The sequence below is a fragment of the Tenacibaculum sp. DPLXC6 genome (genome assembly GCF_056815515.1).
The window spans coordinates 1,831,503-1,856,023 of the sequence record NZ_CP141806.1; the positions used below are offsets into that span (position 1 = coordinate 1,831,503).

Sequence of the window (24,521 nt, forward strand, 5' to 3'; positions counted from 1 at the left end):
AACATGAAACAAAACATGATATATGTGCCAATACTTTTGGCACTTTTAGGACTCATTTTTATGTACATAAAAATGATCTGGGTTAAAAAACAAGATGCAGGAAATGAAAAAATGCAATCCATTTCAAAAAGTATTAAAGAAGGAGCTCTTGCTTTTTTAGCTGCCGAATATCGATTATTACTAATCTTTGTTATTATCGCTTCATCAGCTTTATTTGGAATCTCTCAATTGGTAGAAACAACCAGTATTATGATTGTTCCTGCATTTATCATAGGAGCTATATTTTCTGCACTAGCAGGAAACATAGGAATGCGTATTGCAACCGATGCTAACGCAAGAACAGCTGAGGCTGCTAAAACCAGTTTACCACAAGCTCTAAAAGTATCTTTTGGCGGAGGAACTGTAATGGGACTTGGTGTTGCTGGCTTAGCCGTTTTAGGACTAAGTTTATTTTTTCTAATATTTGTTGGTCAATTTATTACAGATGGCGGAAACTTCTACAATGAAATGACTGTTGTGCTAGAAGCTTTAGCAGGATTTTCACTAGGAGCAGAATCAATCGCCTTATTTGCTCGTGTAGGTGGTGGTATTTATACCAAAGCTGCCGATGTAGGTGCCGATTTAGTAGGTAAAGTAGAAGCAGGAATCCCAGAAGACGACCCTCGTAATCCTGCTACCATTGCAGATAATGTTGGTGATAACGTTGGTGATGTTGCTGGTATGGGGGCCGATTTATTTGGTTCATACGTAGCAACAGTATTAGCAGCCATGGTTCTTGGAAACTATGTTATTAGAGACATGTCAATAGACTCTACTTTTTCCGATGCATTTAACGGAATGGGACCAATACTACTTCCGTTAGTGATTGCTGGAGTTGGTATTGTAGCTTCCATTATTGGAACTTTTTTGGTAGGAATTAAAGATAACACAGCTAAAGAAGCTCAAGTACAAAAAGCATTAGACACAGGAAACTGGGTTGCTATTATTTTAACCTTAGCGGCAAGTTTTTTCTTAATAAAATGGATGCTTCCTGAAACAATGCAAATGAAATTCTTCGGCGCAGGTTTTAAAGAAGTTGCTTCCATTAATGTATTTTGGGCAGCCTGTATCGGTTTGGCAGTAGGTGCTCTTATTTCTATGGTAACTTCGTATTACACTAGTTTAGGTAAAAAACCTGTGTTAGCTATTGTACAAAACAGTGCTACAGGAGCTGGCACTAATATTATTGCTGGTTTAGCTGTAGGTATGAAGTCTACTTTCTTATCTGTTTTATTATTTGCTGCTGCAATTTATGGCTCGTATTACTTTGCAGGATTTTACGGAGTTGCTTTAGCAGCTTCTGCGATGATGGCTACTACAGCAATGCAATTGGCTATTGATGCTTTCGGACCTATTGCTGATAATGCAGGTGGTGTAGCTGAAATGAGTGAGCTAGAAGACCACGTACGTGAGCGTACTGATATTTTAGATTCTGTAGGAAACACAACTGCTGCGGTTGGTAAAGGTTTTGCCATTGCTTCTGCTGCCTTAACTGCTTTAGCTTTATTTGCAGCTTATGTAACTTTTACAGGAATTGACGGAATAAATATTTTTAAGGCAGATGTATTAGCTATGCTATTTGTTGGTGGAATGATTCCTGTAATATTTTCTGCATTAGCAATGCAATCAGTGGGAAAAGCAGCTATGGAAATGGTACACGAAGTACGTCGTCAGTTTAAAGAAATTCCAGGAATTATGGAAGGAACAGGTATCCCTGAATATGCAAAATGTGTAGATATTTCAACCAAAGCTGCCTTAAAAGAAATGATTTTACCAGGGTTAATAACTATCATCACCCCAATTATTATCGGATTAGCTTTTGGTCCTGAACCTTTAGGTGGTTATATGGCTGGTGTTTGTGTATCAGGTGTTATGTGGGCTATTTTTCAAAATAATGCTGGTGGTGCATGGGACAACGCTAAGAAATCTTTTGAAGCAGGTGTTGAAATCAACGGAGAGATGACCTACAAAGGTTCTGATGCTCATAAAGCAGCCGTTACGGGTGATACTGTTGGAGACCCTTTTAAAGACACCTCAGGACCATCAATGAATATTTTAATTAAACTTACATGTTTAGTTGGTTTAGTTATTGCTCCAATATTAGGCGGACATACTTCTTCTTATACACATGAAGATGTAAAAAATACTAAAGTTTGGATTGACAAGAGTGGTGAAAAACATGAAGTAAAACTTTCTGCTGATGCTGAATTTACTACAGAAAACAAATTAGAAAACATCGTTAAAGTAAATATTGAAAAGAGTGACGATGGTACTGCTAAAGCTACTATTACTACTACAATTATTAAAAACGGTGAAGAAACAACTGAAGAAAAAACTTTTGAAGGTACTTTAGAAGAAGTTGAAAAGAAAATTAAAGAATACGAAAACTCAAAAAAAGAATAATCCTCAAATCCGTATAAAACTCAAACCCGATAGCAGTATTTCTATCGGGTTTCTTATTTTTGTGGCAATGTCAAGAACCGTCCGTATTTTTTCTATAGACACCCCTGAGCTCTTCAAACAAAAACTGTTTGTTTGGGCTAAACAATTTGAAACAGCTATTTGGCTAGATTCTAACAATTACGAGCAGCAATATAGCTCTTTTGATTGCGCTTTAGCTGTAGAAGAATTTACTTCTATTAAAACAGATTATCATAACGCTTTTGATAAACTTAAAGAGTACCAATCTTTCACAAAAGATTATATATTTGGCTACATTAGTTACGATGTTAAAAATGATGTAGAAAAACTGACATCCAAGAATTTTGACGGACTTCATTTTCCTGATTTATATTTTTTTCAACCTCAAAAATTAATTTTCATCAAAGGAAATACAGTTGAATTTCACTATTTACAAATGATTGATGATGAGTTAGAAGAAGATTTTGAAGACATTATTGAAACCAATCCTATTATTCAAAATCACGGACAAGAAGAAACAGGTGAAGTAAAAATAAAACTCCGTATTCATAAAGATGAATACCATCAAAAAGTAGAAAAAGTACTGGAACATATCCACAGAGGAGATATTTATGAAGCTAACTTTTGTCAAGAATTCTATGTAGAAGACACAATCATAAATCCGTATAAAGTATACACGCAGTTAAACAAAATATCAGAACCTCCATTTGCTACTTTTTTTAGAAATGACAATCATTACCTGCTTTCTGCTACTCCAGAACGATATATCAGAAAAGAAGCTTCTAAAATTATTTCTCAACCGATAAAAGGAACTGCAAAACGACTTATCAATCCTATTGAAGACGAGAAAATTGCTTTTGATTTAGCCCGTGACGAAAAAGAACGATCAGAAAATATTATGATTGTAGATTTAGTTCGTAACGACTTATCAAGAACAGCTAAAAAAGGAAGTGCCCAAGTAGAAGAACTATGTAAAGTATACTCTTTTAAGCAAGTACACCAAATGATTTCTACTGTAGTTTCAGAAATTGAAAACACTACACACCCAGTTGATGTAATCAAAGACACCTTCCCCATGGGTAGCATGACCGGAGCTCCCAAAATTTCAGCCATGAAAATCATTGAAGAATTAGAAGAAACCAAACGCGGTTTATACTCTGGAACCGTTGGCTATTTTACTCCAAATGGTGATTTCGATTTTAACGTAGTTATCCGAAGTATTTTATACAATGCAGAAAATAAATACGTTTCATACTCAGTTGGTGGTGCTATTACAGCTAAATCTACTCCAGAAAAAGAATATGAAGAATGCTTACTCAAAGCCAAGGCTATGAAATATGTTTTAACGCATACTAACAAAAGTTAACTATATTTATAACAAATACTCAGAATAAATATTTCTAATCAAAAAACTATTACAAAAAATAAAGAGATGAAAAACACATTTAAAATTATACTTTTCGTTGCTATTATTGCATCAATGACATCTTGTAAAGCAAACAAGTATTCATTTTTAAACGATTATCCTACTAAAAATGTTCCTTTGGTTGATAGTACAAACTTTAGCAATCATGTAGAAGGTAAATTATTAACCAAATCTCAACAAGAACTTTTAAAACTTCCTTCAATTTTTGAAGAGCAATTAAATGGAAAAAATGCTAAAATTGGTGTTTCTTACCTTCCTAAAATTTCAGAAAAATTTCAATCTGTAGTATATTATTTCTATCCAAATAATACTGAGTTAATCTCCATGTTGGTAACTTACGATAAGCAATTCAATATAATCAACAGTCAAGTATTGGCTTATGATGAAATAGCGGAAGGAATGTTAAAAACCACTTCTACTCTTAATAAAAATAGCATTGAATTAGTAGAGTATATTTCTGATTCTCCATCTACTATTATTTTTAATATTTTAGAAGACGGAAACATTACTAGAGACTAAATGACACTTCATACATTTACATTCAATTTTCAAAAAACTGAGTTTTTTGGTCAATACTGGAAACCTGAAAGCGTAAAAGCTGTGGTAGTGATTGTCCATGGAATGGGAGAGCACTCTGGTAGATATGAACATGTAGCGAAAAAGCTAACAGATAATAATTTTGGAGTAATTGCTTTTGATCACTTCGGACATGGTAAAACAACAGGAAAAAGAGGACATAATCCAGGTTACAACTATGTATTAGAAAGTGTAACTAAATTAATTGATAAATCCAAAGAGGTTTTTGGCGACAAACCTACCTTTTTATATGGACATTCTATGGGAGGTAATACTGTAATTAATTATACTCTTAGAAAAAAACATCATCTAAAAGGAATTATAGCTACAAGTCCTTTTTTACGTTTAGCATTCCAACCACCTGCGTGGAAACTTTCTTTAGGGAAAGTAATGCAAAAAATAGCTCCTTCAATTACTTTAGGTAATGAATTAGATGCAAATGATATATCTCGTGATCCTGTTGAAGTTCAAAAATATAGCAATGACCCTTTAGTTCATGATAAAGTTAGCCCTAATTTCTCTTTATCTTTTATTGATGCTGGTGAATGGGCTATAAAAAATGCTTCCACTCTAAAAACACCAATGTTACTATTACACGGTACAGGAGATAAAATTATTGATTATAAAGGCACGGAAGCTTTTGCTAATAATGCACCTAAAGCCAGTATAAAATTATATGAAGGCGGATATCATGAGTTACAAAATGACTTATGTAAAGAAGAAATGTTACAAGATGTTGTAAACTGGTTAAACACTCAATTACAATAATTATTCATCTACATGCTCCAAAAATTAGCAAAACATATTGACGAACAATTTCCCTTTTTAAAAGAGAAAAAATTACTCGTAGCTATTTCTGGAGGAATTGATAGTGTTGTACTAACACACCTTTTACATCAACTGCGTTTTAATATTTCATTAGCGCATTGTAATTTCCAATTAAGAGAAAAAGAAAGTGACTTAGACGAAGTATTTGTTAAAGAGTTAGGAGAAAGCTTAAATATCCAAACATTTACAACACACTTTAACACGAATAAATATGCTGTTAAGAATAAATTATCAACACAGCTAGCAGCAAGAGAGTTACGTTATAATTGGTTTAACAGCCTTAGCCAAGAAAATATTTTTGATTATATACTAACAGCACATCATGCTGACGATAATTTGGAAACTTTTATAATCAACCTATCTCGTGGCACAGGGTTGGAAGGCTTAACTGGAATTCCTCCAATTAATGAAAATATCGTCCGACCTTTACTTATTTTTCCCCGTGAAGAAATTGTAACCTTTGCCAAAAACAATAATATTGAGTGGCGTGAAGATAAAAGTAATGCTGAAACAAAATATTTGAGAAATAAAATTCGTCATCAAATAACACCAACACTAAAAGAACTGAATCCCAATCTTTTAAATAATTTCAATAAAACAATTGATCATTTAAAAGAATCTCAACAAATTGTTAATGACAAAATAGAAGAAATCACCCATGAAATCGTCTCAAAAGAGGGAGATTTATTAAAAATAAGTATTGGAAAACTGTTAAAGTTATCTAACCCGAAAGCATACCTATACCAACTGCTAAAGCCTTATAAATTCACGGAATGGGACGATGTTTACAACTTAATTTATGCTCAATCAGGTAAACGTATTTTAACAAAAATTTATACTTTGTTGAAAGACAGAGATTTTTTATTACTTTTACGCACTAATGAAAAGACCTCTTTTGAAGAGGAACATTTCATTATAAGGGAGGAAAACAAAGAAATTACAGCACCTATCAAGCTGCTACTAAAAAGGGTTCAAGAAAAAACTAATGCTGATAATAAAAGTATTTACGTTGATGACGAACTACTTAGTTTCCCCCTAAAACTTAGACGGTGGAAGTCCGGTGACTTTTTTTATCCTAAAGGAATGTTAGGACGTAAAAAAGTTAGTAAGTATTTTAAAGACGAAAAGATATCAATTGTAAACAAAAATAAAGTTTGGTTACTCTGTTCCAGTAAAAATGAGATTATTTGGATAGTAGGAAAACGGCAAGACAGACGCTTTTTACCGACAGAAAAAACAACCAAACTATTAAAAATTAGTATTTAATTAACCCCATCAAACTACAATAGAATGAAAAAATTCTTTACTCTATTTTTATTATTCATAGGTTTAGCGGTTTATTCTCAATCTGATGATAACCCCGTAGTTGTTACTCCTAAAGTAGAGAAGATCTCTGATACTGAGTACGACTTAATTTTTGACGTGTTAATTGCTGAAGACTGGCATTTATACTCTCAGTATAACCCAGAAGATGCGTCACTACCTATGACAATTACACCAGCAGAAGGACAATCTGGATATACCTTAAATGGTAAAGCCAAGGAAAGCGAAACAGAAACTCAGTTTAGTGAAATCTGGGGAAAAGATGAAATCTTTTTTGTTGAAGAAGGTAAAATAGTACAACGAATTACTGTTTCTGATTCTACATTAACAAAAGTTACATTAAACCTAGACGCACAAGTATGTAAAGAATACTGTTTACCTTTTGATGAAGATTTCACATTTTCATTATCAGGTGAAAAAGTAGAACAAACTGTTGCTGAAGTTGATGATAAAAGTAAAGAGTTATCTCAAACTTTAAACTTAGACTTAAAAAACACAGTTTTATTAAAAAGCTCAACTGAGGCAAGTTCTGGTGAAGAAGAAAATGATACCTTATTAAACATTTTCTTGTTAGGTTTTGTTGGTGGATTATTAGCTTTTTTAACTCCATGTGTATTCCCAATGGTTCCTTTAACTGTATCTTTTTTCACAAAACGTACAGAGAAAAAAGGAAAAGGTGTTGGTAGTGCTGTTTTATACGGTTTCTTTATCGTATTAATTTATGGGTTAATAAGTTTACCTTTCCACTTCTTAGATACATTAGATCCTGAAATATTAAATAGTATTTCAACTAACATTTGGTTAAACTTATTCTTCTTTGTTATTCTAATATTCTTTGCAGGTTCTTTCTTCGGTTTTTACGAATTAACATTACCTAGCTCTTGGAGTAATAAAGCAGATAGTGCTTCTAATATTGGAGGAGTAATCGGAATTTTCTTCATGGCATTAACTTTAGCTATCGTATCATTCTCTTGTACAGGACCAATTTTAGGATCATTATTAGCAGGATCGTTAAGCGGTGGTGCTATGCAATTATCAGTAGGTATGGTAGGTTTTGGATTAGCTTTAGCATTACCTTTTGCTTTATTTGCAATGTTCCCTAACTGGTTAAATACATTACCAAAATCTGGAGGATGGTTAAACACTGTTAAAGTTGTTTTAGGATTTATTGAATTAGCTTTTGCTTTCAAATTCTTATCAAATGCTGACTTAGTAGGTCACTGGGGATTATTAAAAAGAGAAATCTTTATCGGTATATGGGCTTTAATTGCATTTTTATTAGCACTTTATCTATTTGGATTTATCGGTAAAAAATATGGAAAAATGACTCTTTTTAGAGTTTTAATAGGAATTGGTGCATTAGGATTAGCTGTGTATTTAGCCCCAGGAGTTATGGAGAAACCAGCTTGGAACCAAAATGAATTATTAAGTGGATTTGCTCCACCTAAATTCCATAGTATCTATCAAAAAGACAATCACTGTCCTCTTAACTTAAACTGTTTTAAAGATTTTGATGAAGGTATTGCTTACGCAAAATCAGTTAATAAGCCAGTATTATTAGACTTTACAGGATGGGCATGTGTAAACTGTCGTAAAATGGAAGAGAATATTTGGAGTCAACCAAACATCTACTCTTTAATTAATGACGATTATGTATTAATTTCATTATATGTAGATGACCACCAAAGAATGTTACCAGAAGAAGAGCAATTCGACTTTATCAAATCAAATGGAAAAGTAAAAAGAATTAGAACTTATGGTGATAAGTGGGCAACTTTACAAGCTGCTAACTTTAAAACAGCTTCTCAACCATTCTATGTATTAATGAGTCCAGAATTAGAGGTATTAAACTCACCTCAACAATATACAGATCATACGACTTACTACAATTGGTTAAAAACTGGTTTAGACAGATTTAACTCTAACTAATTTTAGTATTAGAACTATATATTTAAAAGCCTCTTTTTTAAAAAAGAGGCTTTTTTTATATCTTTCAATAAAAAATATATGACACCAGAAACTATTATCAGCATATTTTTAGGAATTGGCTTAGCTGCTTCAGTTGGGTTTAGAGTCTTTTTGCCTCTGTTTGCTTTAAGTTTAGCTGGATATTATAATATAATTCCATTAAACGAAAACTGGATTTGGGTAGCAAGTACTCCTGCTATTATAACCTTAGGGGTAGCTACCATATTAGAAATATTTGCTTATTATATTCCTTGGTTTGATAATTTACTTGATACCATAGCAGTTCCACTTGCTGCAATTGCAGGTACAGCAGTTATGGTTTCAACCGTAGCAGATTTATCGCCCGTTATTACTTGGGCTTTAGCAATTATTGCTGGTGGAGGAACAGCATCAGCTATAAAAGGTACTGCCGCTTCTACTCGACTTACTTCTACAGCAACAACTGGAGGAGTAGCCAATCCAGTTATTTCAACTGTAGAAACAGGCACCTCAGTAGTTATGTCTGTCTTTTCTATTTTTTTACCTGTAGTTGCTATTATTTTAGTCGTTTTAATATTTATTGGTATTCGTAAAATGTACAAGTACATTTTTCCTAAATCAAAAAAGGCATAATTCTTGGTACTATTTTTTTTATAAATCTAACTTTATGAAAAATAGCATTACTACCCTTTTTTTAATAGCTGTCATTTTTTCTAGTACAGCCCAAGAAGTTGATAAAAAAGAAAAAGCACCTAAAAGTATTTATACCTTTTCTAAAATAAAGACTACTTTTTTTGATTCATCAACAATAAATAAAAATCTAGATTTAACAGGATTTTCATTCTTTATTGTGAGTCAAGAAGATATTGATAACAATTCCTTTTCTCTTCCTTTCAATAAGCTAAGTAAAAAGCCAACATCATTAATTTATGATGATTATACCGATTATCAAAACAACAATCTTTTAAAAGGCTTCTTAAAAAAGAATGATCCAACTCTTTGGAACCCAAAACAGATGCGATTACAATAAATTTTATTTTTTTCTCTATCTTTAACGAAAAGAGAAAAAAATATGCTAGTAAAAGTCTATGGAAGTGCCGTTTTTGGTATTGAAGCAACCACAATCACCGTTGAAGTTAATATTGATAAAGGTATAGGATATCATTTAGTTGGATTACCCGATAAAGCTGTAAGTGAAAGTTCATATCGAATTTCTGCCGCCTTAGCCAATAACAGTTACAAACTCCCTGGAAAGAAAATCATTATTAACATGGCACCTGCTGATATTCGTAAAGAAGGTGCTGCATATGATTTAACCTTAGCTGTAGGAATTTTAGCTGCCTCAAATCAAATAAAATCAGAATACATTGACGAATACATCATTATGGGAGAACTTTCTCTTGATGGAAGTTTACAACCCATAAAAGGAGCCTTACCTATTGCTATTAAAGCACGTGAAGAAGGTTTTAAACATTTCATCCTTCCTAAGGAAAACGCTAAAGAGGCTGCAATTGTTAACGACTTAAATGTTCTAGGAGTAGACAATATTATGGAAGTTATCAATCATTTTGATGGTAATCAACTAATTGAACCTACAACCGTTGATACTCGTGCTGAATTTTACAAACATATCGATTTTCCAGAGTTTGATTTCGCTGATGTAAAAGGACAAGAATCCATAAAACGTTGTATGGAAATTGCTGCAGCTGGTGGACATAATATTATTCTTATTGGACCTCCAGGAGCGGGTAAAACAATGTTAGCAAAACGTTTGCCTTCCATTCTACCTCCTATGACTTTGCACGAAGCCTTAGAAACCACCAAAATACATTCAGTAGTAGGAAAAGTAAAGAATACCGGTTTAATGTATCAACGTCCCTTTCGATCACCACACCACACAATATCTGATGTTGCACTTGTAGGTGGTGGACAATACCCTCAACCTGGAGAAATCTCTTTAGCACACAACGGAGTTCTTTTTTTAGATGAACTTCCCGAATTTAAACGTACAGTTTTAGAAGTGATGCGCCAACCACTAGAAGACAGAGAGGTTACGATATCCCGTGCTCGTTTTACAGTAAACTACCCCAGTAGTTTTATGTTAGTAGCAAGTATGAACCCAAGTCCTTCTGGATATTTCAATAATCCCGACTCACCAGTTACCTCCTCTCCTGCCGAAATGCAACGTTATTTAAGTAAAATTTCTGGTCCTTTATTAGATAGAATAGACATTCACATTGAAGTAACTCCAGTACCATTTGATAAACTATCAGATGAACGAAAAGGAGAAAGTAGCGTAGATATTAGAAAACGAGTTACTCTTGCTCGTGAAATACAAACAACTAGGTTTAAAGACTTTGAAAACATTCATTACAATGCTCAAATGAATGTAAAGCAAATTCGTGAATTTTGTAAACTATCAGAAGAAAGTAAAAACTTATTAAAAATAGCCATGGAAAAGTTAAACCTATCAGCTAGAGCTTATGATAGAATTTTAAAGGTATCTCGCACTATTGCCGATTTAGCTTCTTCCGAAAACATACAATCCGAACATATTACTGAAGCTATTCAATATAGAAGTTTGGATCGTGAAGGTTGGTTAGGATAATTATAAAGCTAGAATTCAAGCAAGTATACAACTTTAAAACAGTTAGGGAAATGTTAAAAAATTGCGCTTTCATTTAAAATGACTAATTTAGACGCTTATTATAACGCTGGATAGCAAAATTAAACACACCCTAATGAAAAAACTAGTTTACTTATTGGCATTTTCTATTGCCTTAATTTCATGTAAAAAGGAACAAAAAGATTATGTTACTTTTTCTGGAAAAATTACTAACAAAAACTCTGAAACTGTTACTATTTCTAACCCTCAATTTAAATTCAACAAAGTAATTAAAGTTGGTGAGGACGGAACTTTTAAAGATACCATGAATATAAAAGATGGTTTCTACAGACTTTTTGATGGTAAAGAATATGCTACTTTATACTTAAAAAATGGAGCAGATATTAACATGACCCTTGACGCTCAAAAATTTGATGAAACTATAACTTATACGGGTGTTGGTTCTGAAGAAAGTACTTTCTTAGCTCAGTCTTCTTTAAATCAAGAAGAATTATTTGGAGATAAAGAGTTAATGGATTTACCAGAGTTAGACTTTAGATCTAAAGTTTCAAATTTTGTTGATGATTTTAACAAGAGATTTGAAGGAGCTACATTAGATTCTACTTTCGTGGCAAATCAAAAACAAAGTATTGCTGGTTTAGAAAAGTACTTAACTAAAATGTACAACGATAAGCAATATATTGCTAAAAACTTAGCTAAAGGTGCTGAGTCTCCTAAGTTTGTTGATTATGAAAATAATGCTGGAGGTACTACTTCTTTAGATGATTTAAAAGGTAAGTATGTTTATATCGACTTATGGGCTACTTGGTGTCAACCATGTAAAAACGAAATTCCTTTCTTAAAGAAAGTTGAAGAAAAATACCACAATAAAAATATTGAGTTTGTAAGTATTTCTGTTGACAGACAAAAAGACTATGAGACTTGGAAAAAAATGATTGTTGATAAAGAATTATCAGGAGTTCAATTATATGCAAAAGAAGATAAAGCTTTTATGGATGCGTATAAAGTATCAGGAATTCCAAGATTTATTTTATTAGATCCAGAAGGAAAGATTATAGATTCTAATGCTCCAAGACCTTCTAATCCTAAATTAGTTGAATTATTCGAGTCATTGAATATTTAGTCTTAAAAGACGTTTATAATAAAAAAGCCCACTAATTAGTGGGCTTTTTTATTGCTCAAATTATTCTTCTTTAGATTCATTAAAAATAATTATATTTGCCGAATGAATTTTTTTGTAGAAGAATTATCATTTAAAATTTCTTATGGTGGCAGAAACTGTTACCAACTAGATTTAGGCTATAAAGTAATAGACTTTACTTTCTGCCAACTATTAACCTTCAGAAAAAAAGTACTAGAATACGCTTCTTATGAATCTTTAGAAACGATTATCGACGGTGATAACTTCGTACTCCTTTTTGCAGCAGACAACAAACACCTATTATTCTTAGATGTACCTCAACTAATAGAGTTACGAGAACTTCTTTTATCAGTATTTAAGCAGAAAAGTCTTTACTAAGACTAGCTTTAAATTAGCCCCTCTATTCTTTTTAGAGCCTTATAATCTGTATCTTTATAGTATTAAAACTAAACAAAATATTATGGAAACAGCAATAAGAAGAGACATGATTTTAGATGTGGAAGTAGTTGATTTGCTAAACCACCAAATAACGATGGAGCAACAAGCTTCTTCTAAATATTTAGCCATGGCATCATGGTGCGACCAAAGAGAACTTAGAAATAGTGCCGCATACTTTTATAAGCAAGCTGAAGAAGAAAGGGAGCACATGATGAAAATATTCAAATTCGTTAACGATAATGGCGGTAGTGCAATGTCACCTATAGCTACAGAAGTTGCTCACGAATTTGAGAGCTTACGAGCTATTTTTGAAGCTTCTTTAGATGCCGAAATAGAAGTAACTAAATCTATTCACCACGTATTTAAAACTGCTAGAAAAGTAAGTGATTTTACTTCTGAAATCTTTTTACAATGGTTTGTAACAGAACAAGCCGAAGAAGAAGAGAAAGTAAGAGATATTTTAGACTTAATCGATTTAATGGAAGGTATGCCATTAAAAATGATTGATGAGCGTATTCCTACTGAATAAAACGTTTATAAACAGTATAAAAGAATCCCGCAACAATGTTGCGGGATTTTTTTGTTTATTCTTTTTTATTAATTAAGCCTTTCTTTAGTATTGAAGGCTTTTACTATATAGTTTTTAAATAAACTAACTATAAACCTTAATAGAAAAGTTTCATTTAATTTTTTATAATAAAAATTAATTACTGTTTATCTGTCTTTTTATTTAGTTTTGCCAATTATGAAAAAGAAACTATTCTACTTTGTATTTTTATTCAATTTATTTCTTAATGCACAAAACAGTAATAATTGTTGGACACTAATTAACAGCGGTATTGACATTTATAATGGTCAATATAACAATAATGAATACCCTGGTTATCATGATCCTGAAACAACTGATTTAGAAGAGGTAAATGGTGGATTCTTAACAACAGGTCAATACAATAAGCAAACTTTTGACTCAAATGATAATAATGTCTACAACAATTTAAAAGATAAAGATGGGAGTTATTTAACAAAGCACGACTACAACGGAAATCTTAAGTGGATTGTATATACTGAAAAAAATATTAATTCATATAGAGACGTAATGTTTGGATCTGTAGAAGACAAAGAAGGAAATATATATGTTATTGGATATTCATTTCGTGGTACTTTTTTTGATTCTAAAGGAACACAAACAACTTTTACCTACACCGAAAACTTTTCATCTGGTTTTATTGTTAAACTTAATATGAATGGTGAGCTTTTATGGCATATTACTATTGATAATATTTTTAGCAAAAAAATAAATATTGATGAAGATGGAAATATCTTATTGAGTGGAGATATTTCAATTTACAATAATTTTAAATTTAATCTTTATTTAAATGGACATATTACTGACAAATTATCAAACTTTGAAAAAATGGGAAATGACAGTAATTATGTTAATCGTTTTTTACTAAAAATAAATTCTGAAGGTAAATTACTATGGTATACTGGTATTAAAACTTCAGGTCCCAATAGGGAGTTTTTAATAGACCTTGGAAGTGATGAAAATAATAATATTTATGTAACTGGTTATTGTAGTTCCAATGCAGAAATATATTCGGCAGGAATGACTAACAACCCAAACATTATCACTTGGAGTAGTTACCCTACAAAAACATTCTTAATAAAGTTTGATAAGAATGGGCAATTTTTATGGAAGGTAAAAAGTCTTTTAAATGATCCCGTGAGTAATGGTGTACGAGCTTGGTCTATGGCAGTAGATGACCAAGGTAATTCATACATATCTGGTTCTAACGATGCACATTATGATAATTCTCCTCATCAGGTTTTTGAAAACACTGATGGCTCAATAACTTCAGAGAAAGTAGGTACACTTTTTATAGCTAAAGTAAATACTAATGGAATTTGTGAATGGATTAAAGGGGCTACACATTCATATTCTGGTACTGGATATAAAATTATAAAATCTAATGATGAAATTATCACGGTTGGTACAGTAAGAAATTTTGACTCTATATCTACTGAAGTAGAATTTTTAAGTACTAATGGAAAAAATATTAAAGCTTCTTTTTATACTAACGACTATTTTTTAGCCATTTATGATCTTGAAGGAAATATAAAACGCCTTGTTAGTAACGGAATTAATAACCAAAGATTTTTTTATCAAGATAGAATAAGTGGATTTTTTAAAGACACTAACAATAACTACTATATAAGTAGAAATATTGGTTTTTACACTAATAATAGTAGTCCAGAAAATTATAAAAACTTCGGGCACATTATTAATAAAAATAATACAAACGGGACAGATGGTACAATTACAAAATTTAATGAAAGCTGTGGTATAATTATAGGCAATTCAATTAATCAAAACATACCTGATTTATCTTTTTGTGATAACACTTCTTTTGGGACAGACACCGACGGTATTATTAAACTTGATTTAACACAAAATCAAGATGAAATTTTAATTAATGGACCTTTATCAGATTATCAAATATCATATTATAAAGATATAGACTTAACAAGCGAAATTTCAAACCCTAAAGAGTATAAAAATTCTGTTCGTAAAGAAACTATTTATGTAAAAGTAGAACACTTATCTGACCCATCAAAATCTGGAGAAACATCATTTATTATTGAAATAAATGAATTACCAAACATAGAACCTTCTGTTTCATTAAAACAGTGCGACAACATTGATCTTAATGGATTTACTAACTTTAACTTAAATGAAGCTAAACTTAAAATAATTTTAAACCCTGAAAATTATACAATTACTTTTTTTGAAGAAAAGTTTTCAGCAGAAAGTAATGTAAATCCAATATCTAATCTCTTTACATATACTAACCAAACTGTTAGTAATGATAAAATATGGGCTAGAGTAGAAAACAACTATGGATGTTATAAATTAAGCGAAGTAAACCTAATAGTTTCAACAACCCAAATCCCTGCTACTTTTTCAAAATTTTTTTATAAATGTGACGACGGAATAGACACTGATGACGGAATAGCTACTTTTGATTTTAGTTCAGTTTCTCTAGAAATAAAAGATTTGTTCCCTTCTAGTCAACAACTAATTATTAAATATTATAGAAATGAAACAGATGCCCTGTCAGAATTGAATGAAATAACAGATATCACAAATTATCAAAATACTAGTTCTCCAAATAAACAAAATATTTATGTCAGAGTTGATAGTGAATTGAATAATGATTGTTTAGGTCTTGGACATTATATAACGTTGAATGTTGAAAAAACACCTATTGCTAATGCAGTAACTATAAATCCAGAGTGTGATAATGATAGTGACGGAATATTTGATTTTGACACCTCTTCAATTCAAAACACAATTATTGGTAATCAAACTGATGTAACTGTTAGTTATTTTGATGAAAATAATAATCCTTTATCTAGTCCACTACCCAACCCTTTTTCTACAACCACACAAACAATCAAGGCAAGGATAATTAACACACTTTCAAAAGACTTAAATGGACAATGCTATGATGAAACTACTATTGATTTTATTGTAAACTCAGTACCTGTTATAAACCCTATTTCTATACAAAAACAATGTGATGACGATTTTGACGGAATAGCCTCTTTTGATACTTCTAGCATTGAAAATACAATTCTAGGAACTCAAACAGGAATGATTATAAAATACTTTGACAGTAATAACATCCCATTACCTAGTCCATTACCCAATCCATTTACTACGAGTACACAAACTATAAAAGTAAGAATTGAAAACCCTCAATACACAAGTTGTTTTGATGAAGCAACTATTGATTTCGTAGTAAGAGAAAAACCTAATTTTCATCTAGACAGTAAAGCTATTTTTTGTACAAATAGTACGACTCCTCTAGAGATTAGGGTTAAAAACCCTAATGGTAATTACTCCTATGAATGGAAAGACGCTGAGGGAACATCAATTAGTAACTCTATTAACCTTAAAGTTTCTAAAGAAGGCATATATTTTGTGACAGCTACCACAGAGTTTGGATGCGAATCTGAAGTAAAAAGTATTCAAATAAGAGAATCTAATATTGCTAATATCACTATTAACAATCTAGAAGTTACAGACGATTCAGATAACAATAGTATCAGAATTAACACACAAAATATTGGATTAGGAAATTATGAATTTAGTTTATTAGATTCTGATCTAAACGTTATATACGATTACCAAGAAACACCTTTTTTCGACAATTTAAAAGGAGGTATGTATATCGTTTTAGTTAATGATATAAATGGTTGTGGGGTACTATCTTTTGAAACTTCTATTATTAGTTATCCTAAATTTTTCACCCCAAACAATGATGGAATTAACGACACTTGGCACATTTTAGGTATTGATAAGAGTTTTTACACTAATGGGAAAGTTCTAATCTTTGACAGGTATGGGAAACTAATAAAAAAGCTTGCAATAGATGAGCGAGGTTGGGATGGTTTATATCAAGGTACTCAGCTACCTTCAAATGATTATTGGTTTAAAGCTGAGCTTGTTGATCCAAAAGGCAATATCATACAAAAAAAGGGTAACTTTAGCTTATTAAGAAAATAATACCTTAAAATAAAAATCCCGCAACTAAGTTGCGGGATTTTTTATATCTTGATTCCTGATTCTAAAAATCTTGACTCTAAGAATCTAGTATCTATAGTGTTCTGGTTTGTATGGACCTTCAACAGTTACACCAATATATTTCGCTTGGTCTTCACGTAACTCAGTTAACTCAACACCAATCTTAGCTAAGTGTAATTTTGCTACTTTTTCATCTAAGTGTTTCGGTAACATATACACCTCGTTTTTATATGCATCAGAATTTTTCCATAATTCGATTTGCGCTAACGTTTGGTTTGTAAAAGAGTTAGACATTACAAAACTTGGGTGACCTGTAGCACAACCTAAGTTTACTAAACGTCCTTCAGCTAATACAATAATATCATTTCCTTTAACAGTATACTTATCAACCTGAGGCTTAATTTCAACCTTAGTATCACCGTATGTTTCGTTTAACCAACCCATTTGGATTTCGTTATCAAAGTGACCGATGTTACAAACGATAGTCTTATCTTTCATTGCTTCGAAGTGCTCAGAACGAACAATATCTTTGTTACCAGTAGTAGTAATTACGATATCAGCATTTCCTACAACAGTTTCTAATTTCTTTACTTCAAAACCGTCCATTGCAGCTTGTAACGCACAAATAGGGTCAATTTCAGTAACAGTAACGATAGAACCAGCTCCACGGAAAGATGCCGCAGTACCTTTACCAACATCACCATAACCACAAACCACTACTCTTTTACCAGCTAACATTACATCAGTAGCACGACGAATTGCATCTACAGCAGATTCTTTACATCCGTACTTATTGTCAAACTTCGATTTAGTAACCGAGTCATTTACGTTAATAGCAGGCATTGGTAACGTTCCGTTTTTCATACGCTCGTATAAACGGTGCACCCCTGTAGTAGTTTCTTCAGATAAACCTTTAATTCCTGATGCTAACTCAGGATATTTATCTAAAACCATATTAGTTAAATCTCCACCATCATCTAAAATCATGTTTAATGGCTTCTTATCTTCACCAAAGAATAATGTTTGTTCAATACACCAATCAAACTCTTCCTCGTTCATACCTTTCCAAGCATAAACAGGAGTTCCAGCAGCAGCAATAGCAGCAGCAGCTTGATCTTGCGTAGAGAAAATATTACAAGAACTCCAAGTAACCTCAGCACCTAAAGCCTGTAACGTTTCAATTAAAACCGCAGTTTGAATCGTCATGTGTAAACATCCTGCAATTCTTGCTCCCTTTAAAGGTTGCTCATCTTTATACTCTTCGCGTAAACTCATTAACCCTGGCATTTCAGCTTCTGCCAATTCAATCTCTTTTCTTCCCCAATCAGCTAAAGAAATATCTTTAACTTTGTAAGGAACATATGTCGCGGTTTTTGTGCTCATATTTTTGTATATTTATGTATCTTAAATTTGAGTCGCAAAATTACGAAATAACTTTCTAAAATATGCCTCTTTACAAAACATTAACGGTAAACAACCATGCTAAAGCATTGATTTGGAAGATTGAAGAATCTTTTGAACAACTTTCTAACGGCGTTTCTTTAACAAAAGGAAATCAACAAAGAGTAAACGGCATGAAGTCCGATTTACACCAAAGAGGCTTTATGAGCGTCCGTCATTTACTAAAAGAAGTTGGCTACACCGATGATGACTTACTTTACGATGGTTACGGAAAACCACACTTAAAAGACGGCAAATTTATTTCAATAACCCATTCATTTACCTTTTCGGCAATTATTATTTCCGATACACAACCTGTGGGAATAGATATTGAAATGCAACGCGACAAAATTGTAAAAATCGCACACAAATTCACTCCTATAGAAGAATACAAATCTATTGCCAACCACGATGCTTTGGTAAGCAAATTAACCATTGTTTGGGGCGCCAAAGAAAGCTTGTATAAAATCTATGGAAAGAAAAAATTGCTCTTCTTAGAAAACATTTATATTGAAGATTTCTCTTTTGACACCAATCAAACCACTGGAAAAATTTTATACGAAGGACAAACCTCAGAATACGACATCCACTTTTTAGAAATGGAAGGATTCACCTGCGTATGCGCTTGTTAAAATATGTATCACACTCTCCTACTCCATAACCTCTACAACCCAAAAACTTTGCTACTATGAAACTTTGAAGCTCTGCATCTCTAAAAACTTTGCAACTAAAAAAACTCTGTAACTCCACGACTCTGCATCTTTGAAACTCTACTACTCCAAAACTTTGAACTTTGCCACTACAAAACTCTGCATCTTTGAAACTTTGAAAAACTCCAAAAACCTTTCCCATGCAACAACAACTTAACTTTAGTAACTTTGCATCTTTCTAATTAGGAACAACCATGAAAATATCCGTAGAATTGACTTTAAGTCCGCTTCAGAACGAATTTGAAGAACCAATTATCAATTTCATCAAAAAACTAAGAGCCTCGGGATTGACCGTATTAGAGAATCCTTTGAGTACACAGGTGTATGGTGATTATGATACCGTGATGAGTTTAGTTACTTCTGAATTAAAAAATACTTTTGAATTAATTGACAACGGATTGCTATTTATGAAAATCGTAAAAACCGATCGTAGCGATTATGAGCCAACTTTTTGATTTCCTTTTTGGGCAGTATGCTGATTACAATCCTATTGATGTTTGGCTAGAAATTATTGCGGTAATCTTTGGTTTTTTATCCGTTTGGTATTCTAAACAGAATAAAATTTGGGTATTCCCTACGGGGATGATAAGCACCGCTATTTTTGTATACCTCCTATTAAAATGGGAACTGTTAGGCGATATGATGATTAACGGTTACTACTTTATTATGAGTGTATACGGTTGGTATATCTGGACACGAAAAGTAGACGCCACCCATGTAACTCCTATCTCTAGAACCACCTCTAAAGAAAAAAAACAAAGCGTAGCCATATTTGTAGCCACCTTAGTTTTCGTCTATGCTGTTTATACCGTTTTTGATAAATGGACGAGCTGGACAGCTTATGTAGATACCTTTACTACTGCCATTTTCTTTGTAGGAATGTGGCTGATGGCAAAACGAAAAATAGAAAACTGGATTTATTGGATTATTGGCGATATTATCTCCGTTCCACTGTACTTTTACAAAGGATTTACCTTTACCAGTTTTCAATATTTATTATTTACCTTTATTGCAATTGCAGGATATTTAGCATGGAAAAAGCACTTACACAACACCCCATCAACCTTGTAAAGGTGGTATTATTTGGACCTGAAAGCACAGGAAAAACAACACTTTCTGGTCAGTTAGCGCGTCATTACAATACTGTTTGGGCTCCCGAATTTGCGCGTGAATACTTACAAGATAAGTGGAACAACGAACGTAAAACTTGTGAGCAGCAAGACTTGATTCCGATTGCTGAAGGACAAATGGGCTTGGAAAATGAATTGGCTAAAAAAGCGGATAAGGTACTCATCTGCGATACCGATTTATTGGAAACCAAAGTATATTCTGAAGAGTATTATGGCGGATTCGTAGATCCGAAATTAGATGAAGCTGCTATTGCAAACACCTACGATATTTATTTCTTAACCTATATCGATACGCCTTGGGAAGCCGATGATTTACGGGACAGACCCGAGCAACGTTTGGAAATGTTTAAAGCCTTTGAAAATGCGTTGAAAAAATACAACCGTCCGTATGTATTGTTAAAAGGCGACAAAGAAACCCGATTGAAAAAAGCGGTCGCAATTATTGATGAATTACTCACTAAAAAAGAAAACTTATACTCTTTTTCCGACACCCTTACCGATTTAGACATGCACTTCATGCACCAATCACCCGACACGCCTAATTACGATATGTAAGTATCGCTAAATGTCATTTCGACCAGCGGGAGAAATCTGCTTAATTTTAGTTACGAATACCCTTTAAAATTCCCAACACTCGACTTTGAGATTTAGCTCCGCTGAACCTTGCGGTTTCTCTCTTCCGTTCCACTACAGTTCGAAATGACAGCTTTTAATTATTATAATATGAAATAAACAACCTAAACGTCATTCCGAACGACGAATGAGGAGGAATCTCATCAATAAGAGTAACTACTACCCTTTAAAACTCCCAACACCCAACCATAAAATTTAACTCCGCTGAACCTTGCGGTTTCTCAGTCGCAACCTCCTTCGAAATGACAAGTTCCGTCATTGCGAGTGAAACGAAGCAATCTGCTTGTCGACAAAAAGATAACCACGTCGTTAGCACTCCTCGTTATGACGAAACTCAAAAACATCCCGTCATTACTATTCGTCATTTCGACCAGAGGGAGAAATCTGCTTAATTCTAGTTTCAAACACTATTGAAAACTCCCAACACTCGACTTTGAGATTTCTCAGTCGCAAACTCCTTCGAAATGACAGTTATTAATTGTTATGATATGATATAAACAACCTAAACGTCATTCCAAACGACAAAGGAGGAGGAATCTCACTAATAGGAGTAACTATTCCCCTTTAAAACTCCCAACACCCAACCATAAGATTTAGCTCCGCTGAACCTTGAGATTTCTCAGTCGTAACCTCCTTCGAAATGACAAGTTCCGTCATTGCGAGTGGAACGAAGCAATCTGCTTGTCGACAAAAAGATAACCACGTCGTTAGCACTCCTCGTTATGACGAAACTCAAAAACATCCCGTCATTACTATTCGTCATTTCGACCAACGGGAGAAATCTGCTTAATTCTAGTTTCAAACACTCTTGAAAACTCCTAACACTCGACTTTGAGATTTCTCAGTCGCACACTCCTTCGAAATGACGTACGTTTTGTCATTTCGAGCGATAGCGAGAAATCTGTTTAATTCTAGTTACGAATACCCTTTAAAGTTCCCAACACTCGACTTTGAGATTTCTCAGTCGCAAACTCCTTCGAAATGACAGTTATTAATTGTTTTGATATGATATAAACAACCTGAACGTCATTCCGAACGACGAAGGAGGAGGAATCTCATCAATAAGAGTAACTACTACCCTTTAAAACTCCCAACACCCAACCATAAGATTTAGCTACGCTGAACCTTGAGATTTCTCAGTCGCACACTCCTTCGAAATGACAAGTTCCGTCATTGCGAGTGAAACGAAGCAATCTGTTTAATTCTAGTAGCGAATACCCTTTAAAACTCCTAACTCTCAACTTTGAGATTTAGCTCCGCTGAACCTTACGGTTTCTCACCTCCGTTCCACTACAGTTCGAAATGACGTACATTTTGTCATTTCGAGCGATAGCGAGAAATCTGCTTAATTCTAGTTACGAATACCCTTTAAAACTCCCAACTCTCACCAATAAGAGTCACTCCGATTAGTAAGCCCCCTTTACAAACAACAATAGATTCCCTATATTTGAGACATTCACAAACACTATGAACAAAGAACAACTTTTAAAAGAACTCAACTTTAAAGCCGTACGAAGCTCTGGTGCGGGCGGACAGCATGTTAACAAAGTATCCTCTAAAGTAGAATTAAGTTATACTATTGAAGACTCGTTAGGACTCTCGGACAAAGAAAAAACACTACTCCTTAAAAACTTAGCCAACAGACTTTCTAAAGAAAACACACTCATACTAAGCTCACAAGAAAGCCGCTCACAACACCGCAATAAAGAATTGGTTACCGAACGCTTTTTTAACCTTTTAGCACAAGCCTTGGTAGTACCTAAAGTACGCAAAGCTACCAAACCTAAAAAAGCAGCGATTGCCAAACGATTGGATGCTAAAAAACAACAGGCTGAAAAAAAAGAAAACCGAAAAAAATTTCGGTTTTAGGGTTATTAAATAACTTACAATGCTCGTGTTTATTCTTACCAACATACCGTATAAGAAACGTAGGGCAGGTGGTAAGGTATACGTTTCGGATTGTTACTAAGCCAAATATAAATATTTTGCTTTTATCTTTTTTTCTAATAAACGCCAAATTTTATAGTTGGCGACTTTGCAAATAATCATAAAACTTTCGATTAAACTCAAAATCCCTATGTTTTCTTATACATTGTTGTGACAAGTTTATTAAGAGTAATATGAATGACTAGCAAAAGTAAAAGTTCTTCCATAAAATTTGTTTAGAAATAAGTTTGGGATTATTCTTTCAGCTGATTCAGTCAAAATACTAAAAAGAGATCTATAATTATCATATTTACCCTCATAAACTTCTCTCCAAAGATTAGGTCGATACCTTGTCCATATACTAAGTATATAAAACGTTTTAAAATAAATTAATAATACATCGTCAATTCCTAAAATAGGTTTTATTGAACAATTAATCGCGATTGGTGAATGGTATTTAGGTACTCTCTGAATGAAATCCTCAGGAATGTTTTCACAATAAAACCTTTCATCAAGAGTTGAATCAGGTCTCTCTTTTTTATACTCGAATTTATATTCACTAGGAATACTTAAAATATCATTAATCAAATCAGAATTTAAGTAATAAGAATTTTGGTTTTCATTTACCGCTATATGATAGTAATCTTTATCCTTTTTTTCGTAATTCTTTGTACCATAAAAATTTAGATAATTTGGTTGTTCTTTAAAAAGCTCAACATAAATGTTTTTAAGTTCAGGTACTCTAGAAAGTAGGTCTTTCAGAGAAATTAGCTTTTGCTTTTCCTCATCAGGAACCTTTTCTATTTTAGAATAATTTTTAAGAGTAACTATTTCGTTTACTTTGTATCCAAAATTTTTTAAGATTTCCTTATAAAATCCATTATTACAACAATAAATGAATTCATCTTTAGCTAAATTTTCGGTTTCAGGTTGGTAGATAGACTTAAGTCCATGTCCTCCATTCTTTGAAAATTTTTCTACACTTTCAAGAGTTAATTCATTACTAATGTCTCCAATTAATATTGCACTTAATAAATTGTAAGTTCCGTAGTATAAAGATATCAAACTAGGAGTCAAATTTTTCGAGTTCGACTGTTTAAATAAGTCTTTTGCACTTCTCAAACAAAATGCAATTCCTTTTGCTTTATTAGTTATTAATTCTTCATTGATAGGAACATTTTGTTTTTCACATTTATACTTTAGGGCTTCTTTCGTTCCATTTATGGTTGTAAGAATATCTATTCTATCCCAAATAGAAGATTTTGGTGCTTCAGAAAATATTCTTTCATATTTCATATTTCTAATTTGTCACAACATGTTTGTATATGG

At 32.8% G+C, this 24,521-nt stretch carries 20 protein-coding genes; 18 read left to right on the forward strand and 2 right to left on the reverse strand.

What is annotated here, in order from left to right:
- The first annotated feature begins 3 nt into the window (after positions 1-3).
- The 13 genes from VCM48_RS08250 (at position 4) to VCM48_RS08310 (ending at position 17,335) form a co-directional block, all read left to right on the forward strand.
- A complete protein-coding gene (locus tag VCM48_RS08250; RefSeq protein ID WP_482270201.1) occupies positions 4-2,442 on the forward strand; it encodes a sodium-translocating pyrophosphatase in 2,439 nt (812 codons plus the stop codon).
- 67 nt (positions 2,443-2,509) lie between these two features.
- Positions 2,510-3,826: an aminodeoxychorismate synthase component I gene (gene pabB, locus VCM48_RS08255; protein WP_482270202.1), complete on the forward strand. Its 1,317-nt coding sequence runs from the start codon at positions 2,510-2,512 to the stop codon at positions 3,824-3,826.
- A 66-nt stretch (positions 3,827-3,892) separates the two neighbouring features.
- Positions 3,893-4,405: a hypothetical protein gene (locus VCM48_RS08260; RefSeq protein WP_482270203.1), complete on the forward strand. Its 513-nt coding sequence runs from the start codon at positions 3,893-3,895 to the stop codon at positions 4,403-4,405.
- Positions 4,406-5,230: a lysophospholipase gene (locus tag VCM48_RS08265; protein ID WP_482270204.1), complete on the forward strand. Its 825-nt coding sequence runs from the start codon at positions 4,406-4,408 to the stop codon at positions 5,228-5,230. It abuts the gene before it with no gap.
- Positions 5,231-5,242: 12 nt separating this feature from the next.
- Positions 5,243-6,556, forward strand: coding sequence for a tRNA lysidine(34) synthetase TilS (gene tilS, locus VCM48_RS08270; protein WP_482270205.1), 1,314 nt, complete (start codon positions 5,243-5,245; stop codon positions 6,554-6,556).
- 24 nt (positions 6,557-6,580) lie between these two features.
- Positions 6,581-8,542 (forward strand): protein-disulfide reductase DsbD family protein, encoded by a 1,962-nt coding sequence (locus tag VCM48_RS08275; RefSeq protein ID WP_482270206.1) that lies wholly within the window; start codon positions 6,581-6,583, stop codon positions 8,540-8,542.
- 78 nt (positions 8,543-8,620) lie between these two features.
- Positions 8,621-9,193, forward strand: a complete 573-nt coding sequence (locus VCM48_RS08280; protein WP_482270207.1) for a DUF4126 domain-containing protein — start codon at positions 8,621-8,623, stop codon at positions 9,191-9,193.
- Between the two features lie 34 nt (positions 9,194-9,227).
- Positions 9,228-9,590 (forward strand): hypothetical protein, encoded by a 363-nt coding sequence (locus VCM48_RS08285; RefSeq protein WP_482270208.1) that lies wholly within the window; start codon positions 9,228-9,230, stop codon positions 9,588-9,590.
- 42 nt (positions 9,591-9,632) lie between these two features.
- The gene (locus tag VCM48_RS08290; protein ID WP_274639446.1) at positions 9,633-11,168 is read left to right on the forward strand and encodes a YifB family Mg chelatase-like AAA ATPase; all 1,536 of its coding nucleotides are present in this window, start codon (positions 9,633-9,635) and stop codon (positions 11,166-11,168) included.
- Positions 11,169-11,301: 133 nt separating this feature from the next.
- A complete protein-coding gene (locus VCM48_RS08295) occupies positions 11,302-12,309 on the forward strand; it encodes a TlpA family protein disulfide reductase (protein ID WP_482270209.1) in 1,008 nt (335 codons plus the stop codon).
- 102 nt (positions 12,310-12,411) lie between these two features.
- Positions 12,412-12,705, forward strand: coding sequence for a hypothetical protein (locus VCM48_RS08300; RefSeq protein WP_120185672.1), 294 nt, complete (start codon positions 12,412-12,414; stop codon positions 12,703-12,705).
- A gap of 82 nt (positions 12,706-12,787) precedes the next feature.
- The gene (locus VCM48_RS08305; protein ID WP_274639444.1) at positions 12,788-13,294 is read left to right on the forward strand and encodes a ferritin; all 507 of its coding nucleotides are present in this window, start codon (positions 12,788-12,790) and stop codon (positions 13,292-13,294) included.
- 216 nt (positions 13,295-13,510) lie between these two features.
- Complete coding sequence (locus VCM48_RS08310; RefSeq protein ID WP_482270210.1) at positions 13,511-17,335, forward strand: T9SS type B sorting domain-containing protein; 3,825 nt, start codon at positions 13,511-13,513, stop codon at positions 17,333-17,335.
- A gap of 84 nt (positions 17,336-17,419) precedes the next feature.
- On the opposite strand, the gene ahcY is transcribed toward VCM48_RS08310, so the two are convergent.
- Positions 17,420-18,736, reverse strand: coding sequence for an adenosylhomocysteinase (ahcY, locus tag VCM48_RS08315; RefSeq protein ID WP_482270211.1), 1,317 nt, complete (start codon positions 18,734-18,736; stop codon positions 17,420-17,422).
- 62 nt (positions 18,737-18,798) lie between these two features.
- On the opposite strand from ahcY, the gene VCM48_RS08320 reads away from it, so the two are divergent.
- The 5 genes from VCM48_RS08320 (at position 18,799) to arfB (ending at position 23,135) form a co-directional block, all read left to right on the forward strand.
- The gene (locus VCM48_RS08320; RefSeq protein WP_167712452.1) at positions 18,799-19,425 is read left to right on the forward strand and encodes a 4'-phosphopantetheinyl transferase family protein; all 627 of its coding nucleotides are present in this window, start codon (positions 18,799-18,801) and stop codon (positions 19,423-19,425) included.
- Between the two features lie 272 nt (positions 19,426-19,697).
- Entirely contained in the window at positions 19,698-19,958 is a 261-nt protein-coding gene (locus VCM48_RS08325; RefSeq protein ID WP_121147975.1) for a YkoF family thiamine-binding protein, read from the forward strand.
- Entirely contained in the window at positions 19,942-20,574 is a 633-nt protein-coding gene (gene pnuC / locus VCM48_RS08330) for a nicotinamide riboside transporter PnuC (RefSeq protein ID WP_482270212.1), read from the forward strand. Before VCM48_RS08325 ends, pnuC begins: the two co-directional genes overlap by 17 nt.
- Positions 20,535-21,188, forward strand: coding sequence for an AAA family ATPase (locus VCM48_RS08335; RefSeq protein ID WP_482270213.1), 654 nt, complete (start codon positions 20,535-20,537; stop codon positions 21,186-21,188). The genes pnuC and VCM48_RS08335 overlap by 40 nt, the downstream gene beginning before the upstream one ends.
- A 1,545-nt stretch (positions 21,189-22,733) precedes the next feature.
- A complete protein-coding gene (arfB, locus tag VCM48_RS08340) occupies positions 22,734-23,135 on the forward strand; it encodes an alternative ribosome rescue aminoacyl-tRNA hydrolase ArfB (RefSeq protein WP_482270214.1) in 402 nt (133 codons plus the stop codon).
- 240 nt (positions 23,136-23,375) lie between these two features.
- On the opposite strand, the gene VCM48_RS08345 is transcribed toward arfB, so the two are convergent.
- On the reverse strand, positions 23,376-24,488 hold the full coding sequence (locus tag VCM48_RS08345) for a YaaC family protein (protein ID WP_482270215.1): 1,113 nt from the start codon (positions 24,486-24,488) through the stop codon (positions 23,376-23,378).
- Between the last annotated feature and the right edge of the window lie 33 nt (positions 24,489-24,521).

Bases quoted from the DNA above. Each gene is read 5' to 3' on its own strand.
- VCM48_RS08250 (WP_482270201.1), top strand. From the start codon at position 4: ATGAAACAAAACATGATATATGTGCCAATACTTTTGGCACTTTTAGGA.
- pabB (WP_482270202.1), top strand. From the start codon at position 2,510: ATGTCAAGAACCGTCCGTATTTTTTCTATAGACACCCCTGAGCTCTTC.
- VCM48_RS08260 (WP_482270203.1), top strand. From the start codon at position 3,893: ATGAAAAACACATTTAAAATTATACTTTTCGTTGCTATTATTGCATCA.
- VCM48_RS08265 (WP_482270204.1), top strand. From the start codon at position 4,406: ATGACACTTCATACATTTACATTCAATTTTCAAAAAACTGAGTTTTTT.
- tilS (WP_482270205.1), top strand. From the start codon at position 5,243: ATGCTCCAAAAATTAGCAAAACATATTGACGAACAATTTCCCTTTTTA.
- VCM48_RS08275 (WP_482270206.1), top strand. From the start codon at position 6,581: ATGAAAAAATTCTTTACTCTATTTTTATTATTCATAGGTTTAGCGGTT.
- VCM48_RS08280 (WP_482270207.1), top strand. From the start codon at position 8,621: ATGACACCAGAAACTATTATCAGCATATTTTTAGGAATTGGCTTAGCT.
- VCM48_RS08285 (WP_482270208.1), top strand. From the start codon at position 9,228: ATGAAAAATAGCATTACTACCCTTTTTTTAATAGCTGTCATTTTTTCT.
- VCM48_RS08290 (WP_274639446.1), top strand. From the start codon at position 9,633: ATGCTAGTAAAAGTCTATGGAAGTGCCGTTTTTGGTATTGAAGCAACC.
- VCM48_RS08295 (WP_482270209.1), top strand. From the start codon at position 11,302: ATGAAAAAACTAGTTTACTTATTGGCATTTTCTATTGCCTTAATTTCA.
- VCM48_RS08300 (WP_120185672.1), top strand. From the start codon at position 12,412: ATGAATTTTTTTGTAGAAGAATTATCATTTAAAATTTCTTATGGTGGC.
- VCM48_RS08305 (WP_274639444.1), top strand. From the start codon at position 12,788: ATGGAAACAGCAATAAGAAGAGACATGATTTTAGATGTGGAAGTAGTT.
- VCM48_RS08310 (WP_482270210.1), top strand. From the start codon at position 13,511: ATGAAAAAGAAACTATTCTACTTTGTATTTTTATTCAATTTATTTCTT.
- ahcY (WP_482270211.1), bottom strand. From the start codon at position 18,736: ATGAGCACAAAAACCGCGACATATGTTCCTTACAAAGTTAAAGATATT.
- VCM48_RS08320 (WP_167712452.1), top strand. From the start codon at position 18,799: ATGCCTCTTTACAAAACATTAACGGTAAACAACCATGCTAAAGCATTG.
- VCM48_RS08325 (WP_121147975.1), top strand. From the start codon at position 19,698: ATGAAAATATCCGTAGAATTGACTTTAAGTCCGCTTCAGAACGAATTT.
- pnuC (WP_482270212.1), top strand. From the start codon at position 19,942: ATGAGCCAACTTTTTGATTTCCTTTTTGGGCAGTATGCTGATTACAAT.
- VCM48_RS08335 (WP_482270213.1), top strand. From the start codon at position 20,535: ATGGAAAAAGCACTTACACAACACCCCATCAACCTTGTAAAGGTGGTA.
- arfB (WP_482270214.1), top strand. From the start codon at position 22,734: ATGAACAAAGAACAACTTTTAAAAGAACTCAACTTTAAAGCCGTACGA.
- VCM48_RS08345 (WP_482270215.1), bottom strand. From the start codon at position 24,488: ATGAAATATGAAAGAATATTTTCTGAAGCACCAAAATCTTCTATTTGG.